The organism is Cupriavidus sp. GW821-FHT02F09 (assembly GCF_059421605.1).
This window is the reverse complement of sequence record NZ_JBWKVH010000006.1, coordinates 127,984-142,498: the sequence shown is the minus strand read 5'-3', so window position 1 is coordinate 142,498 and position 14,515 is coordinate 127,984. Positions and strand designations below refer to the sequence as shown.

The following is a 14,515-nucleotide window of genomic DNA, read 5'->3' as shown; positions in this document are numbered from 1 at the left end:
TGCCCAGGGATTCGTGGTGGTCCCCCCGGTAGCGGCCACCACGAGCTTCAAGCCGTCTGTCGCTCGCGGAGTGACTCGCCACGAAGTTGCAAGCGTTCCGTTTTCGTCGTGGGCGCGGTGGCACCGGAATGAAAGACCGAGGAATTCTTCCACCGCGCCCACCTCACCACGAAACCATCATAGCGTGATATATCGTGGCGCTGCGAACCGGTACCGGCAGATGCGTGAATGAGCAGGGATGCCGCTACCGAGCAGCCTCACCACGAAACCAGCGTCATTTGCTGGAGCGTGGTGCTTTGAACCGGTAACGGCACGAGGCCATTAGAACCCAGGGCCTGACGACGAAACCACTGGGCTACGCAACCCCAATAAGCCAGCCTCCTGCAAGGATCGCTTTCTCTTGGTTACTTCTCTTTACGAGTAAAGAGAAGTGACATCTCACACGTTCCAAAACGGCCAACACCGTACAGCCGCGACAGCAGCTAGAAGCAGTAAAACCCCGCCCCCTAGAGACACCCCCCGCGTCAGCGGGGCTACAAGCGAGCAAGTCTCGTCTCAGCGTCCAGGAACTAGCCTACCAACTCGAGGAACTTCGTAGTCGCGCGCAAAGCATCGCGCAAGAAAGCTGCGCCGACCTGCTGCGCGTCAGTGCATGGCTTGGTGCCGTTCTCAGGCTGCTGGATTTTGATAGCGACGATGTGGAGGACAGCCACGGTCTGCACTGTCTGCTGACCCCGTTGAAGCAGCAGCTGGACGAGGCATTGAACCGCGTGCAAGGCATGCTCTAAGCCAGCGCGGCAGGGCAAGTTGTGCCACCCTCCCGCAAGCGGGGGAGTGGCCGCCCGTAGCCGCCCTATCAGCCACTCGCCCACTCAGCTACTCAGCCACTAAACACCGCAATACACTCAACCTCCACCCTGGCCCCGAGCGCCAACCCATTCGCCCCAAGTGCACTGCGCGCCGGATAGGGCGCCTGGAAGAACTCCTTGTAGACCTCGTTGAACACCTGCCATTCGCTGATGTCGGCCAGAAAGATGGTGCATTTTGCGACGTGCTTGAGCGACAGGCCGTGTGCTTCCAGCGTGATGCGGATGTTCATCAGCGCCTGCTTGGCTTCTTCGCGGATGCCGCCGGGCACCAGGCGGGTGCTGCCGTGGACGATGCCCATTTGTCCGGAGAGGTAGAGCATATCGCCAACGCGCACCGCCTCGGAGAATGGCAGCCCTGCGGGGAGGACTTTGCCGGAGTTCAGGAATTCCATAGTGCACCCTGTCGGTGAGAGCCTTGAATGCCGCTTTGCTATCCGCCGGCCAATGCGCAGCCGGGTGGTGGCAATGCGGTCTTCAAGTCTAGGACATGGGTGTTCAAGACCCCAACCGCCGGCCATCAAAAGTCCGCTTCGGCGCTGTCGGTGCTGTCGGTGCTGTGCCCCGCAGGGCTGGCAGCACCAGGACGATCATTGCGCCGCCGCAAACCGGTCGGTAGCGGCAATCAGCTGATCCATGATGCCGGGCTCGGTCCAGGCATGCCCCGCCCCTTCAATCAGATGCAGATCCGAGCCCGGCCATGCCTGGTGCAGCGCGTAGGCGTAGCGGGCCGGGCAGGGCATGTCGTAGCGCCCGTGCACGATCACGCCGGGGATGCCGGCAAGGCGATGCGCGTCGCGCAGCAACTGGCCGTCTTCCAGCCAGGCGAGATGCGTGAAGTAGTGGTTCTCCAGCCGCGCAAACGCCAGCGCGAAATGGCCGTCGTCATGCTTGGCGGTGTTAGCGGGGTCGGGCAGCAGGGTGATGGTTTCCCCTTCCCATACGCTCCATGCGCGGGCGGCCTCCAGCTGCTTTGCCGTATCGCTGCCGGTCAGGACCTTGCGGTAGGCGGCCATCATGTTGCCGCGTTCGGCTTGCGGGATGGGCGCCTGGAAGCGGGCCCATTTCTCGGGGAACACTTCGGATACGCCGTACTGGTAGTACCAATCGAGTTCCGCCCGGGTGGCGGTATAGATCCCGCGCAGCACCAGTTCGCTGGTCCGCTCGGGGTGCTTTTGCGCATAGGCCAGCGCCAGCGTGGAGCCCCAGGAGCCGCCAAAGACCAGCCAGCGCTCTACGTTGGCGAGCTTGCGCAGGCGCTCGATGTCGTCCACCAGGTGCCACGTGGTATTGGCCTCCAGCCCCGCGTGGGGCGTGGAGCGGCCGCAGCCGCGCTGGTCGAACAGCATGACGTCGTAGCGCGCCGGATCGAACAGGCGGCGATGGTCGGCCGATATGCCGCCACCAGGGCCGCCATGGAGGAAGACGGCCGGCTTGGCGCCGGGTGTGCCGACGCGTTCGTAGTAGACAACGTGGCCGTCGCCGACATCGAGCGTGCCGGTTTCATAGGGTTCGATGGCGGGATAGAGCGAGCGAGGTTGCGGCATGGATCGGGTTCCCAGGGTGAGCGCATAGTGCAAGAGTGTATCGCCGTTGCCGGTGCCATCTCCACCCGGGGTGCCGCAGTGCAATCAGTGCGGTGGGGCTTGAAGGGCGCTGCCATGCACGCCTGGCAAGCCCCCCAACGCGCTAGGCGTTCCAGGTGTCGTCACTCAGGAAGTCGTCGTTGCCCGATGCGTCATCCAGAAGACCGCTGTCCAATGCCGCATCCGGCGAGCCCAGCGGCGAGCGGTCGTCATTACCGTAGTAGTTGTTGACGACGGTCTCCGTTGGCTGCGCCCCTGCGCCTGGCTGTCCCAGCAAGCCGCTTGCGCTGTTGCCATTGCCGTTACGATGGAACATGTTCTCGATGCCTTGGAACAGGAGCGCGCCGCCGGCCACGCCGGCTGCCGTCGTGGCAATGCCGCCCAACGTGCCGCCCAGGCCACCACTCAGGAAACCGGGCCGGGATGGCTGCATGGGCGCAGGCTGGGCCGCCTGGACGGCCTGCGGCATTGCCACGGGCGCGGCCATCGGCGGCGGCATGACGGGGCTGGGTGCCACGCGGTTGGCACTGTTGCCCCAGGCGTTTTCCGGGTCGAGGAAGCGATTGGCGCCGTTGGCCTGCGCCATCTGCAACTGGCTCTGCAGCGTGGAGATCTGCGCCTTTGCCGTCGCCAGGGCATGGTCAAGCATCATGGCGCGCTGGACCAGCAGGTAGGCGGCATCCGGCTGCCTGGCGACCGCGTCGGCGATGAGGGCGTCCGCCTGGGGGTCCTTGGCGCCAGCCCTGGCCTGCGTGAGTTGGGTCAGGAAGCCTTCCAGCGCTTGCATTTCTTGGGGGGTCATGGCAGCTCCTATCCGGGATCCGGGTTGTCTTGTGTGATCGCAGTCTACGGGCCGAGTCTTAAGCGAGGCTTAAAAAAAGCCGATCAGATGTGATTGTCGCGCCTCGCGGCCGCATCAGGCCGCATCAGGCCAAGTGGGGCCGATTCAGGCCGGGCAGGCTCCCCGCCAGATATTTTGGCGGCGGTGTCGATTTTCGGTATCCCGATTCGTCGTAGTATCAGGGCCGCCCGTCAATCCTGATCCGGGCTCAGGACGTGCGGCACCCTCAATCCACTCAAGGAGAGCGACGATGCGTGTCATGGTGATGGTGAAGGCAACGAAAGAGTCAGAGGCTGGCGAAATGCCCAGCACGGAGCTGCTTACCGCAATGGGCAACTTCAATGAAGAACTCGTCAAGGCCGGCGTGATGCTCGCGGGCGAGGGCTTGCACCCGAGCGCCAAGGGCAAGCGGGTGCAATTTTCTGGCAGCCAGCGGTCCGTGGTCGACGGACCGTTCGCAGAGACCAAGGAGGTGGTCGCCGGGTTCTGGCTGTGGCAAGTCAAGTCCATGGAAGAGGCTGTCGAATGGGTCAAGCGCTGCCCCAACCCCATGCAGAGCGACTCCGAGATCGAGATTCGCCCGCTGTTCGAGCTCGACGATTTTGGTGCCGAGCTCACGCCTGAGCTGCGGGCGCAGGAGGAGCGCTTGTGGGCGGAGGCGCAAGACGCTGCGAAGAGGACGCGCTAAGGCTAAGCCAAGGCCAGGTCATGACAGTGTTGAGGCAGTGTTGAGGCCGTGTTAATGCATGCGCACCAAGGCGCTCTGACGGCGCCTTTCTGCTCTAAACTTGGCTTTTTCCACCTCACCATCAGGTAATTGAATGCCAAAACAGCAAAGCACATGGGCCCGGCATGTCGCGGCGGGCGCCATCGTGTGCGCAACGCTCATGGCGGGATGCGCCGCCCAGCCCCCCGTCAGTGCGGTACCCGACCCGGGCCCGCAGGGCGGCCGCGGCACGCCGGAGGGTTGCCAGGCGGACAAGCTTGGCGACGAAGCCCTGATCGGCAAGAGCGAGGCCAATGCCGTCGCCTTGCTCAACGGCTGCGCATGGCGATTTGGTGACCGGGAAGGCCAGCAGATGCCCGGCACCATGGACTACAACCCGCAGCGCCGCACGCTGGATGTCAAGGGTGGCAAGGTGACCGCGGTACGCCGAGGCTGAGGCCGTCCAAGGCCTGGGTCGCGTCGTGCTTTGCGTCTCGGATGCGCTTCGCATGGCCTTGCGCGGCCATTCAGCCGACGCGGATACCGGCTTGCCCGACAATCTCCGCGGCTTGTTCCACCGAGATGATGGCGCCCTTGAACGAAGCCGCGGCAGCCATCAGGTTCAGTCCGCCAAGTTCGGCCAGGCGGAGGTCCGCGCCATCGAAGCGGGCTTGCTTCAGGTTGGCGCCGCGCAGGGTGCCGCCATCGAACAGGGCATCCCGGAAGTCGCAGCCGGCGAGGTCGGCATCGGACAAGTCGAGCTGCTCCAGGTGTTGCTTGCGGAATGACAAGCCGCGCAGGTCGCTGCCGACGAGCAGGGTGTTGTGGAACACCAGGCCCAGGGTGGCGGCCTCGCGGAACCGGGCGCCGGTCAGCTTGGTTTCCGTGAAGATGGCGCTGGACAGCCGCGCGCGGTCCCATTGCGTGTTGTTCAGGTCGCTGCTGCAGAATCGTGCTTCTACCGCGTCCGCCAGCGTGAAGTCGGCGCCGGCGGCCTTGCAGCGCATCCACTTCGATTCGACGAGCTTCGCCCTTTTCAGTTGCGCGCCGGCAAAGGTGCACATCAGGAATTCCACGGACGAAAAATCCAGCCCGTTCAGGTCTTGATCGTCAAATCCGCATTGCTCGAATCGTAGCTGGGCCGGACGTTGCGCAAGAATTTCAACGATGTCAGTGCGCGAGAGTGTGGTGTTGCTGATGGTGTGGGGAGTGGGGGCGGGCATGGAATTCGCGGTGGGAGCGTGGCAGCGTGGCAGCGTGGAAAACGCTCCAGGTCAATTTGGTCTGTCTTGTCAGTCTTGTCTATCAGCCTGGTCAGCCTGGTCAGGAGGTGGCCCTGTCGCACATGTCCAGCAACAGGGCAAGCAGGCGCGCCTTGCGTGGCGCATCGACGTCATAGACTTCGAACATCCCCGCAAACCACATGCCATCGGCCGCCAGCCTGCAGATGAGGAGCTGGTCTTCGGCGGCGGTGCCGGCGAGGTCATGCGCGACGGCGTCCGTCATGCGCTCGCTCCATGTCTGGCGGCACGAGGGGAGCGTCAAGGCCAGCATGGCGATGGCGCGCTGCGTTCCGATCGCGTTGTTGGAAGCCGTATCGTCGAAACACGTCTTGATGTAGGCGCGGGCATGCCTGCCTGGACGATCTGGCTCGGCAGACAGCGCGCGTTGATAGGTCTTGTCGAATTCCTCGAAGAGCTGGTCTCTCAGCGCTTCGAGCAGGGCATTCTTGCTGCGGTAGTGATATTGCAGCCCGCCTTTGGTCACGCCGGCGCGTTGTGCCACCAGGTCGAGCGTCACCGATTCAGGGCCTTGGGAGACCAGCAGGTCCCGCATCACGGACAGGCACTGGGCTCGGATTAGTTCGGGGTTCTTGGCGCGCTTGCTTGCTTCGGACATGATCAATCCAGCCAGATGGATTGATTATTCTAGCATTGTCGAGGCCATCGGCAAGACAACGCTGTCCGAGGCAGCGCCAAAAGACGCGCGGGCGTCTGCGCAGCTACGCTTTCACCTTCTCCGCCGCCTGGGCAATCCGGTCCCGTACGACGCCGATCGCCTGCTTGAGCGCGTAGACATCCTCAAAATAGCGCTCCGGAATCCGTATCCGGCTAGCATGCGCATCGATGTTCTCGATTTCATCGCGCCATTGCGCAATCTGGCTGGGGGTCGGCTGCGTGTTCGTCCAGATTTCATCCTCCAGCGCCTTGATTTCCCGGTACCAGACCACGAGCCGGTTTTTTATCCGCGCTTGCGCCATGCGTGGCAATGCCTGCAGCAAGCCGAGCAGCAAGGCCATGAAGGGGAGCAGGATCAGCAAGCGTCGTTCGATGAAGCTGGCAAGCCAGAACGGAAGGTAGCGCTGCAGGAAGGGACGGCCCGATTTGAAGTAGCGCGTGCTTTCGTCGGAAACGGGAAACTCACTGGTATTCAGGTTGGGAAACGTGCCGAGCGGCGTGAAGTAATCATCGCCGCCGTGGACGGATCTGGCGGCCTCCAGCAGCAGGTAGACCAGGGCGGGGTGCAGGGTGTCCTTGGATACGAGCAGGGCCGTGGCAGCAAGCAGCGTGACATCGGCCTGCGGAAGATCGTTGACGATGCTGGTGGAGGCGCGCGGAAAGACAATCTTGGACAGAGACGGGAATTTCTGCACGAGGGCATCGGCCTGGGCAAAACTCATCAGCTTCAGATTGCTGTTCAGCAACGTTTGCTGCATCTCGGCATCGGGCCGGCCGATAAAGAAGGCCGCATCCAGCCGGCCCTCTTCGAGGCCTTGATAGGCCTTCATGGCATTCATTTCCAGCAGCTCGGTATTGCTGGCCGTGATGCCGCTGTACGCGAGCAATACCCGGGCGACGTTGAGCAAGCCACTGCCGGGAACGCCGATGGCAACCCGCTTGCCGCGTAGCTGTGCGAGCCGGTCCACGGTGGCCTCGCCCCGGTAAAACACCCAGATCGGTTCATAGGAGACCGCGGCGATGGTTTGCAGGCCATCTGTTTCCTGCGGCGTGGCGGTGCCCGATTGGATGAAGCCTGCCTCGTATTCGCTGTCCGGGTTCTTCAGCCGCTCATAATTCTCGATCGACCCGGAAGAGCCGCGGATATCCAGCTTGATGCCGTCGCGCTTCAGGATGGGGGCGTAGCGCTCGGCAAAGCCGCGATAGATGCCTTTGTCGGCCCCGGTGGTGATGACGATCGTGCGCTGGATGGCGGGTTTGAGCACGATCGTCAGCGCCCAGCCCAGCGCTGCCAGCAGCAGTATCGCGCTAACGATGAGAAGCCGCCGCTGCCCCGGCGTCATGGGGGCCTTCTGGGTACGGTGCAGCGCTGGGTTGTGCCTGGGCATAGTCGGCCTCCGTCGTCAGGTCCCTCCCACGCGGGCCCAAGGAGGACGCGGGATCATGCTAGCCGCCGGATCGTTTGTGGGAAGGTCGCTCAATTGACCGGCTGAGGCTGCGGGAATGTCCACGCGCCGCTCAGTATCTCCGCGCGCGGGCGGTACAGCCGCACGGTGTAGTTCCAGCCCGGGACGATTGGCAGGCAGTTGGCTGCCTGCGCTTCACAGCCACCGAACTGCATCGTGATCGATCCGTCGCCGGCCTTCTTTGCCGTGAGATTGTTGAGTGTGTACGCGTTGGCCGGGTTCTTCTGGAAATAGCCCTCGGCGTTGTAGACGCTCACGGACCAAAAGGCATCCACGGGCACATCCTTGACGTTGAGCCGATAAACGGTCTTGCCGTCGTTCTTCGCCGGCGTGATGTTGAGGTAGGTGGCGTCCTCGTCCGGGTTGCCGCCCCAGGCTGATGCGGAGCCGATCAGGTGACGCACGGGCTCGACCTCCTCCTTGGTGCCGAATGCCTGCTTGAAGTCGGGCAGCGTCGAGGACAGCACCAGCAGGGCATCGCGGATCTTCTTCTGGCTGACCGGGTCCCAGTTGGGGATTTCAAACTTTCCTGGCGCCTTCCGGCTGACCTTGATGGCGTCCTGCAAGGCGTGGACCTGCTTGATGTCGTCCGGGCTGTTCGGGTTGACCAGGGTGCGCACCGCGACGGCTACGTAACGGGTGCCGACGTTCTCCCGGGTGAGCGTATGGGCGCCCGCGCCATAGAACACGTCTGGCACGTAGTGGTCTTCGTTGATGACCTGCAGCGCCATGAAGCGCTTGCCCGGGTCGGGCATGGTGATCGTCACCGGGCCGGCTTCGAGATCGAAGATGCCGGAGGTATAGAGCGTGTCGCGATTCAGGCGGATGACGCTCTGGTGATCGATCGATGCGGGCTCGCGCCGATGCAGCAGCTTGCCCACGCCGCCTTGCTTGGCCAGCCCGGCGAAGTACATGTCGCTCTCCGCTCGGACAAAGTTGTCGGCGGTCACCGGAACGGGGGCGCCACTGGCGGGCGCGGCAGCTGGCTGTGAATGGGCGGCGCCGGCCATGGACAGGGCGGCGGCGCAAACGCAGGCGGAGGTCAGTTTCATCTTCACGTTCGATCCCTCTTGGTCTGTTGGCATCGCGCATTGGCGAGCGGGATTCCTACAGACAGCACTTTCGCTGGTGCACGGGGGAAAGGGAATTAGAAAAATTGTTCCGGCGATATAAGCCGATTCAACCTCCCCGGTGGCGCCCGCCACCGCGCGACAATGCCCCTGCGGCCAAAACGAACCCAGCCCGGGAACCCCGGGCAAGGTCCATCACGCACCGTCGTCAAGCTGCTAAGCGTTGACGATCATCTCGAAACCGCCAAAGATCATCCGCTTGCCGTCGAACGGCATCGGCCCCTGGCTGCGCAGCCTGGGGTCTTCCATCGAGGCCTTCATGCCTTCGTCCCGGGCCTTGCGCGATGGCCAGGTGATCCAGGAGAAGACCACGGTCTCGTCCTTCTCCAGCTTGACGGCCATCGGGAACGAGGTGAGCTTGCCCTCGGGCACATCGTCGCCCCAGCACTCGACCAGCCCCAGCGCGCCATGATCCTTGAACACCACGGCGGCGGCCTCGGCGTGCGCGCGGTAGATGTCGCGCTTGGCCGTGGGCACGGCGACAACAAATCCATCGATGTAATGCATGTCCGATCTCCTTTGGGATTGCCTGCGAAGCGGCGAGCCTTGCGCGCGCCGTCATTGGGACGACGAACGGGAGCCGCCGAAATCGACAGGGCATGGGAGGAATGCTAGAAAAAAATACGCGGGGCAGGGAGGGCGGCCAACCGGCGTGGGCCGTGCACTGCGCGCCATGTGATCAATGGAAATCTTTCCGGCTGCCTTTCCATTTCCCTGGACTGAGCGGACACCAGCAGGGCCGGCAGCGGGCGGCGCCCTGGGAAAGTTGTACTTTTCTTCTGATTCAGTGGGGCCAGCACTTGCAAATTTCGTTACGTTGGGTAGAATTCGCAACCTCACCTAGCCCAGGTGGCGAAATTGGTAGACGCACTAGGTTCAGGTCCTAGCGGTGGCAACACTGTGGAGGTTCGAGTCCTCTCCTGGGCACCAAGATTGAAAGCAAAAGGCCTGCATCCGTGCAGGCTTTTTGCTTTTTGGTCTCCACTGCATCGTGTTTCGCGCGCGGCGTGCGCATCAGCATCCGAATTCACTTGATGTAACATCATCCGACTCATCTAGCCAAGGAGCGGGAATGTCAAAAGGTCGGGTACGGGTACGTGTATTGCTGGTTGTCGCGATGGCAGCGCAATTGCTGTCAGCCTGTTCGGGCGGCGTGACCGCGAATTCCATCCAGGCGATGGACCCGAAGCGCGTGCACTCCAAGGCCAGCGTAGGCGACCTGGTGCTGTGCCTGAAGCAGCGGCTGGGTGACGACGCCACCGTGATCGCGTACCCGGAACCCGGCAAGGTTGATATCCGGGTCGGGCGTGCGGACGCGGATGAATACAAGTTCATCCACCTGGTCAGCCTGCGCCGCGCTACCGAGGGCGTCGAAGGCACCGACGTCGAGATCCGCAGCTCCGGGGAATGGCACCCCCTGCTGAGCGCCAGCCGCGTCTCTGGCATGGTGGAAGACTGCACGCCGGGAAGAGCGCACTAAGCGCAACGCAGAATCCTTGCCGGCACGCCGCAAAGCAGCAAAGCAGCAAAGCAGCAAAGCGGCAAAGCGGCAAAGCGGTAATGGCGCTATGCCGTTACGGCTCCATCGTGCGCAGAAGGTGCTCCTGCAGTCGCGATAATTCAAGCGCGACGCCGTCGGGGAACCCCTGGCGGCCGCCGCGCTTGTCGATCAGCAGGTCGGCCAGGTAGGCCGTTAGCGCGGCTGGGTCGGCCCACAGCGCTGCCAGCTGGTTGCCGATGCGCGGATAGCTGCGGCACAACTCCAGGGGCCGCGCCTGCGGTGGCAGCACGGCCAGCCATTTGAGCGCGTTGGCCGTGAGGGCCTTCGCTTCTGCGGATTCAGGTTGCCGCTGGCCAGTCCAGTCGGGCTTGCCATGCGTGGGCACGGCGCCATCCAGGATCAGCCTCGCTTCCTCGACGGTAACAAACTCGAATGAAAGGGGTTCCATGCCAACTCCGGATCAGATCTGTTGGGGGCGCCATGCCTTGTGGCGCTGGCACCTATTCTATCGGTTACGGAGCGTTTGAAACTTTCTGTAGCGCTTGCTACCGGCCTTGCTGCTGGTATGTGTGCAGGTAGGCCAGCAGGTCCGCGATCTGCCGCTCATTGCTGATCCCCCAGAAGCGCATCCTGGTGCCGGGCACGACCTTGCTGGGCGACTGGATAAACGCGCTCAAGGTTTTCTCGGACCACACCACGCCCGATTTCTTCATCTCGGGGGAGTACTTGTAGTCGGTCGTGGCGCCGGCGACCCTGCCGAAGATCCCATTGAGCTGGGGGCCAAACGCGGCGCGCGCCGAGGGCCCGACGCTGTGGCAGGAGGCACACTTCGAGGTGAATACCGCCTTGCCCGCCTGCGCGTCGCCAGCGGCCTGCGCGGTTGCGTGCAAGGCTAGCGCCAGGGTCAACAATGCGGCTTTCTTCATGGACGGATGCGAGGCAACGGAGCAAACCTGGCATTATATTCGCCGAGGCAATGCGGCTCCCTAAGCCGTCTGGATGACCACCTTGCCGCGCACATGCCCAGCCATGCTCCTTGCCATCGCCTCGCGGGCAGCAGCGAGTGGATACGTGGCGTCGATTTCAGCGCGCAGCTTTCCGGACGCGTACAGCGAGGCCAGCGTGTGGAGCTGGGCGCCATCGGAGCGCGTCGCAAAGTGCTTTCCCGCTGCGCCGGCTTCCTGGGCGCGCCTGGCCTCCGGTGGGCTGACGGTGGAGACCAGCACGCCGCCGCGCTTGAGTACCGGCCAGGAACGCCGTTGCGTGTCGCCGCCGACCAGGTCGAGGACAAGATCGACACCCGCAACCTTGGTGGCAAAGTCTTCCGCGGTGTAGTCGATCACCTCCGTCGCCCCCAGGTCTCGCAGGTAGCCCCGGTTGGCGGCCGAAGCCGTGCCGATCACCTGTGCGCCGGCCAGGTTTGCCAGTTGCACGGCCACGCTGCCGACGCCGCCGGCAGCGGCATGGATCAGGACTTTCTGTCCTGCCTGCAGCTTGCCGTGCTCGTGCAGCGCCTGCCAGGCAGTCAAGCCAGCCGCGGGAATACTGGCAGCCTCCAGGAACCCGAGATGCTTCGGCTTGCGGGCAAGGCGCCCGGCATCCACCACGGCGCGGGTTGCATAGCCACCGACGATGCCGATGAATCCCAGCACTTCGTCTCCCGGCGCCAGCGTGGTGACATTGCGCCCAACCGCGATGACAGTCCCGGCAGCATCCACCCCAGGCGTGATGGGCAACGGTAGCGGAATGAACGCCTGCATGGCGCCACTGACGATCTTCCAGTCGATCGGGTTGACCGAGGTGGCGGCAACATCGATCAGCACCTCGTCGTCGCCAGGGCGGGGATCAGCGAGTTCCTGCAGTGCTAATGAATCGGGGCCGCCGTAAGCGGCTACACGGATGGCTTTCATCAAAGGCTCCTTGAGGCAATGCCCACAATCGGGGTTTCCAGCGCCAGTGCGGCCTGCACGGGGTCGAAGTACTCGCGCAGGTGCGCGATCCTGCCATCGCGGGCGGTCAGGAAAACGACGTACTCCTGCCGGTAGACGCGCCCGGTCGACTTGATCAGCCCTTCGGCATGCACCCGCGCAACGGCTTGCTGGGGATCCGCCGCGGGCAGGATCTGCGCATCGAAGAAGCGGAATTCAGAAACCGCGCCGATGAACCAGGAGACATGGCGGATCACCGCGTCCCGGCCGCTCAATCGCGCCGGATGCCCGATGCCGGGCGCGTAGGGCAACTCCCACACGATGTCCTCGGCAATCAGTTCCTGCCATTGCTGGTTGTCATCAACCAGCCACCGGAGGTGTTGCTGCAATAGCTCAGCTGCGATGTTCATGATGTTCTCCATGCGTGTGGGGCACAGCAGTGGCGCAACGCGCCGCCAGCCTGCCGCTGCGGGTTCCCGGATTTTGGGTACGTGACATTCAATGCGCTGATGCGGCGCGCGTGCCGCGGGCTACCGCAGGCGGCCATCGGCACGTAGCTGCATGCCGATCCTGGCGATTCCGGCTTCGCCCTTGCGCAGCGCGTCGTTCGACGTATGGACGGAGTAGTAGCCAAGTGCCAGGTCGTGCGGATGGGGAACTGCCGATGCGACGATGAAATCCGCATCGGTTTCGGCAGTGAAATCGAGAGCGTCCTCGGACTGCGTGAAGACCGCGAGTTCGTCCTTCAGCCGCCCGCCGCCAGTCGCTAGCGTGCCGCGGTTGACGTGTGCCCAAGCCACGGTGTGGCCTGCGGGCGCCTGGTAGTGCCAGCGCTCGCCCGCGGCAAGGCGCACGTGCAGCAGTGCCGCCCCGGACGGTGCGGCTACCGGGCTGTCCCTGCCAGCCAGCGAGCCGAGTATCACGCGCGCCGGTCCGGTGCGCGGCACGGAGGACGCGGGCAGGTATTGGCTGTGCGGGGTGCCGTTCTCCAGGCTGCGCGGCAGGGCAAGCCATAGCTGGTAGCCCTGGACGCGGTCGCCCTTCGCGGGGCTGGCCGAGTGCCAGATGCCGTTGCCCGCCCGCATCCATTCCAGGCCGCCCGCCATCAACACGCCGGCCGCGCCGGTGGTGTCCTCATACTGCAGTTCGCCCTCGAGCAGCACGGTGAGGGTGGCGATGCCCGAGTGCGGGTGCATGGGGAACAGCGCGTCGCCGGAGGGGGCGAAGTCGAAGTAGTCGAGGAACACAAAGGGTTTGATCAGCTCGCCGACGTCGCCGGGACTGACGATCCGCGAGACGGCGCCATGGCGGCGGCCGCCAGTGCGAAGCACGATGCCACGGTTGCTTGCCGCATCCGGCCGTGCAGTGTGGTGATGGATCCGGGTCGGCTCCCCGGCGTGCCGGGCCTGCGCTGCGTTTTCCATGAAAGTCTCCTTCGGTGATCGCATGACCGAAGGTTAGGTGCTTGACATCTCTCTTGGTAGCCTATATTTCTCGATGAGATCCATCTAAGGAGTTGATACATGCTCGACGGCGTATCCCTGGACCAGCTCCGCACCTTTATCGCTGCCGCCGACGAGGGCAGCTTCTCCGCTGCGGGGCGCAAGCTGCGGCGCGCGCAGTCGGTGGTCAGCCACACGCTTGCCAACCTGGAGGGGCAGATCGATGTGCAGTTGTTCGATCGCAGCGGCCGCTTCCCGCGCCTGACAGAGCAGGGAACCGCGCTGCTGGCGCAGGCGCGTGTGGTGGTGGGCGGCATGGACGGCTTCAAGTCAAAGGCGCGCGCCATTGCCGAAGGGCTCGAACCCGAGCTGTCGGTGGTGGTGGATGTCATGTACCCGATGGCCCCGCTGACGGGGGCGGTCGGCGAGTTCCGCGACGCGTTTCCGCATACGCCGCTGCGCCTGTATGTCGAGGCACTGGGCGCGGTCATGCGCCCGGTGATGGAGCGCGTTTGCCGGCTCGGCATCAGCGGATCGATGCCGGCCGTTCCCGAGACGCTGGACGCGGAAAAGCTGCTCGACGTGCCGATGGTGACCGTGGCCGCACCCTCGCATCCGCTGGCATCGCGCAGGGGCGTGATCCGGGTACGTGAGCTCGAGGAGCACGTGCAATTGGTCCTGACCGACCGGACCATGCTGACCGAAGGGAAAACCTTCGGCGTGTTCTCGCCGCTGACCTGGCGCCTGGCCGACCTGGGCGCCAAGCATGCCTTCCTGCGCGCCGGCTTCGGCTGGGGGCACATGCCAGCGGCCATGGTGCAGGGGGATCTCGATGCGGGCGAGCTGGTCACCCTGCGGCTGGAGAGCTTTCAGCCGCGTACGCCGCCGATCGCCATGTTCGCGGTCTACCGCAAGGACACGCCGCCCGGCCCCGCCGGCCGCTGGTTCCTCAACCGGCTGATGCGCACATCGCAGCGTCCGCCGAAATAGGCGCTGTCGCGGATCCGTGTCCGCTGTCCGTGTCCGCTGTCCGTGACCGCTATCCGGGGCGCCTCCACAAAGCGCCGTGGAGAGGGCCCTGTGTGTACCGC

Annotated in this window: 17 protein-coding genes, 1 tRNA gene and 1 pseudogene; 6 read left to right on the top strand and 13 right to left on the bottom strand. The window is 64.2% G+C overall.

Annotation, left to right across the window (positions count from 1 at the left end; all coding sequences use genetic code 11):
• Positions 1-551: 551 nt before the first annotated feature.
• Positions 552-788, top strand: a pseudogene (locus AC07XB_RS09555) (DUF1484 family protein); the annotation flags it as partial.
• 92 nt (positions 789-880) lie between these two features.
• Here the strand turns inward: AC07XB_RS09555 and AC07XB_RS09550 are convergent.
• The 3 genes from AC07XB_RS09550 to AC07XB_RS09540 form a co-directional block, all read right to left on the bottom strand.
• Positions 881-1,261 (bottom strand): RidA family protein, encoded by a 381-nt coding sequence (locus AC07XB_RS09550; protein ID WP_150993268.1) that lies wholly within the window; start codon positions 1,259-1,261, stop codon positions 881-883.
• Positions 1,262-1,456: 195 nt separating this feature from the next.
• Positions 1,457-2,413 (bottom strand): prolyl aminopeptidase, encoded by a 957-nt coding sequence (gene pip / locus AC07XB_RS09545; RefSeq protein ID WP_492373864.1) that lies wholly within the window; start codon positions 2,411-2,413, stop codon positions 1,457-1,459.
• A 142-nt stretch (positions 2,414-2,555) separates the two neighbouring features.
• A complete protein-coding gene (locus tag AC07XB_RS09540) occupies positions 2,556-3,254 on the bottom strand; it encodes a DUF2076 domain-containing protein (protein ID WP_492830556.1) in 699 nt (232 codons plus the stop codon).
• Between the two features lie 289 nt (positions 3,255-3,543).
• On the opposite strand from AC07XB_RS09540, the gene AC07XB_RS09535 reads away from it, so the two are divergent.
• Together AC07XB_RS09535 and AC07XB_RS09530 are read left to right on the top strand one after the other, a co-directional pair.
• Positions 3,544-3,981 carry a YciI family protein gene (locus AC07XB_RS09535; protein WP_416049551.1) on the top strand — a complete coding sequence of 146 codons (438 nt, stop codon included), beginning with the start codon at positions 3,544-3,546 and terminating at the stop codon, positions 3,979-3,981.
• A 133-nt stretch (positions 3,982-4,114) separates the two neighbouring features.
• Positions 4,115-4,456: a hypothetical protein gene (locus AC07XB_RS09530; protein ID WP_492807882.1), complete on the top strand. Its 342-nt coding sequence runs from the start codon at positions 4,115-4,117 to the stop codon at positions 4,454-4,456.
• Between the two features lie 70 nt (positions 4,457-4,526).
• On the opposite strand, the gene AC07XB_RS09525 is transcribed toward AC07XB_RS09530, so the two are convergent.
• The 5 genes from AC07XB_RS09525 to AC07XB_RS09505 form a co-directional block, all read right to left on the bottom strand.
• The gene (locus AC07XB_RS09525; RefSeq protein WP_492830557.1) at positions 4,527-5,222 is read right to left on the bottom strand and encodes a pentapeptide repeat-containing protein; all 696 of its coding nucleotides are present in this window, start codon (positions 5,220-5,222) and stop codon (positions 4,527-4,529) included.
• Between the two features lie 100 nt (positions 5,223-5,322).
• A complete protein-coding gene (locus AC07XB_RS09520; RefSeq protein ID WP_492373860.1) occupies positions 5,323-5,898 on the bottom strand; it encodes a TetR/AcrR family transcriptional regulator in 576 nt (191 codons plus the stop codon).
• A 103-nt stretch (positions 5,899-6,001) separates the two neighbouring features.
• The gene (locus tag AC07XB_RS09515; RefSeq protein WP_492373877.1) at positions 6,002-7,300 is read right to left on the bottom strand and encodes a TAXI family TRAP transporter solute-binding subunit; all 1,299 of its coding nucleotides are present in this window, start codon (positions 7,298-7,300) and stop codon (positions 6,002-6,004) included.
• Between the two features lie 134 nt (positions 7,301-7,434).
• Positions 7,435-8,433: a DUF1254 domain-containing protein gene (locus tag AC07XB_RS09510; RefSeq protein ID WP_492830600.1), complete on the bottom strand. Its 999-nt coding sequence runs from the start codon at positions 8,431-8,433 to the stop codon at positions 7,435-7,437.
• A gap of 276 nt (positions 8,434-8,709) precedes the next feature.
• Entirely contained in the window at positions 8,710-9,060 is a 351-nt protein-coding gene (locus AC07XB_RS09505; protein WP_492373858.1) for a DUF1428 domain-containing protein, read from the bottom strand.
• Positions 9,061-9,396: 336 nt separating this feature from the next.
• On the opposite strand from AC07XB_RS09505, the gene AC07XB_RS09500 reads away from it, so the two are divergent.
• Positions 9,397-9,483: transfer RNA gene (locus tag AC07XB_RS09500), tRNA-Leu, on the top strand.
• A gap of 142 nt (positions 9,484-9,625) precedes the next feature.
• Positions 9,626-10,033 carry a hypothetical protein gene (locus tag AC07XB_RS09495; protein WP_492373857.1) on the top strand — a complete coding sequence of 136 codons (408 nt, stop codon included), beginning with the start codon at positions 9,626-9,628 and terminating at the stop codon, positions 10,031-10,033.
• Between the two features lie 94 nt (positions 10,034-10,127).
• Here AC07XB_RS09495 and AC07XB_RS09490 read toward each other — a convergent pair whose 3' ends face one another.
• The 5 genes from AC07XB_RS09490 to AC07XB_RS09470 form a co-directional block, all read right to left on the bottom strand.
• Positions 10,128-10,502, bottom strand: coding sequence for a hypothetical protein (locus AC07XB_RS09490; RefSeq protein WP_492830558.1), 375 nt, complete (start codon positions 10,500-10,502; stop codon positions 10,128-10,130).
• 97 nt (positions 10,503-10,599) lie between these two features.
• Positions 10,600-10,980 carry a c-type cytochrome gene (locus AC07XB_RS09485; RefSeq protein ID WP_492830559.1) on the bottom strand — a complete coding sequence of 127 codons (381 nt, stop codon included), beginning with the start codon at positions 10,978-10,980 and terminating at the stop codon, positions 10,600-10,602.
• Positions 10,981-11,040: 60 nt separating this feature from the next.
• Entirely contained in the window at positions 11,041-11,964 is a 924-nt protein-coding gene (locus AC07XB_RS09480; protein WP_492830560.1) for an NADP-dependent oxidoreductase, read from the bottom strand.
• Positions 11,964-12,392, bottom strand: a complete 429-nt coding sequence (locus tag AC07XB_RS09475) for a nuclear transport factor 2 family protein (RefSeq protein ID WP_492373853.1) — start codon at positions 12,390-12,392, stop codon at positions 11,964-11,966. Before AC07XB_RS09475 ends, AC07XB_RS09480 begins: the two co-directional genes overlap by 1 nt.
• Positions 12,393-12,512: 120 nt before the next feature.
• The gene (locus tag AC07XB_RS09470; RefSeq protein WP_492830561.1) at positions 12,513-13,406 is read right to left on the bottom strand and encodes a pirin family protein; all 894 of its coding nucleotides are present in this window, start codon (positions 13,404-13,406) and stop codon (positions 12,513-12,515) included.
• Positions 13,407-13,505: 99 nt separating this feature from the next.
• Between AC07XB_RS09470 and AC07XB_RS09465 the strand changes: the two genes are divergently transcribed.
• On the top strand, positions 13,506-14,414 hold the full coding sequence (locus AC07XB_RS09465) for a LysR family transcriptional regulator (protein WP_492373851.1): 909 nt from the start codon (positions 13,506-13,508) through the stop codon (positions 14,412-14,414).
• The last annotated feature ends 101 nt before the right edge of the window (positions 14,415-14,515 follow it).

Excerpts from the sequence above, each read along its gene's own strand:
- AC07XB_RS09470 (WP_492830561.1), bottom strand. The coding sequence starts at position 13,406 with ATGGAAAACGCAGCGCAGGCCCGGCACGCCGGGGAGCCGACCCGGATC.
- AC07XB_RS09490 (WP_492830558.1), bottom strand. The coding sequence starts at position 10,502 with ATGGAACCCCTTTCATTCGAGTTTGTTACCGTCGAGGAAGCGAGGCTG.
- AC07XB_RS09540 (WP_492830556.1), bottom strand. The coding sequence starts at position 3,254 with ATGACCCCCCAAGAAATGCAAGCGCTGGAAGGCTTCCTGACCCAACTC.
- AC07XB_RS09520 (WP_492373860.1), bottom strand. The coding sequence starts at position 5,898 with ATGTCCGAAGCAAGCAAGCGCGCCAAGAACCCCGAACTAATCCGAGCC.
- AC07XB_RS09535 (WP_416049551.1), top strand. The coding sequence starts at position 3,544 with ATGCGTGTCATGGTGATGGTGAAGGCAACGAAAGAGTCAGAGGCTGGC.
- AC07XB_RS09505 (WP_492373858.1), bottom strand. The coding sequence starts at position 9,060 with ATGCATTACATCGATGGATTTGTTGTCGCCGTGCCCACGGCCAAGCGC.
- AC07XB_RS09495 (WP_492373857.1), top strand. The coding sequence starts at position 9,626 with ATGTCAAAAGGTCGGGTACGGGTACGTGTATTGCTGGTTGTCGCGATG.
- AC07XB_RS09480 (WP_492830560.1), bottom strand. The coding sequence starts at position 11,964 with ATGAAAGCCATCCGTGTAGCCGCTTACGGCGGCCCCGATTCATTAGCA.
- AC07XB_RS09475 (WP_492373853.1), bottom strand. The coding sequence starts at position 12,392 with ATGAACATCGCAGCTGAGCTATTGCAGCAACACCTCCGGTGGCTGGTT.
- AC07XB_RS09485 (WP_492830559.1), bottom strand. The coding sequence starts at position 10,980 with ATGAAGAAAGCCGCATTGTTGACCCTGGCGCTAGCCTTGCACGCAACC.
- AC07XB_RS09530 (WP_492807882.1), top strand. The coding sequence starts at position 4,115 with ATGCCAAAACAGCAAAGCACATGGGCCCGGCATGTCGCGGCGGGCGCC.
- AC07XB_RS09550 (WP_150993268.1), bottom strand. The coding sequence starts at position 1,261 with ATGGAATTCCTGAACTCCGGCAAAGTCCTCCCCGCAGGGCTGCCATTC.
- AC07XB_RS09510 (WP_492830600.1), bottom strand. The coding sequence starts at position 8,433 with ATGGCCGGCGCCGCCCATTCACAGCCAGCTGCCGCGCCCGCCAGTGGC.
- AC07XB_RS09525 (WP_492830557.1), bottom strand. The coding sequence starts at position 5,222 with ATGCCCGCCCCCACTCCCCACACCATCAGCAACACCACACTCTCGCGC.
- AC07XB_RS09465 (WP_492373851.1), top strand. The coding sequence starts at position 13,506 with ATGCTCGACGGCGTATCCCTGGACCAGCTCCGCACCTTTATCGCTGCC.
- AC07XB_RS09515 (WP_492373877.1), bottom strand. The coding sequence starts at position 7,300 with ATGACGCCGGGGCAGCGGCGGCTTCTCATCGTTAGCGCGATACTGCTG.
- pip (WP_492373864.1), bottom strand. The coding sequence starts at position 2,413 with ATGCCGCAACCTCGCTCGCTCTATCCCGCCATCGAACCCTATGAAACC.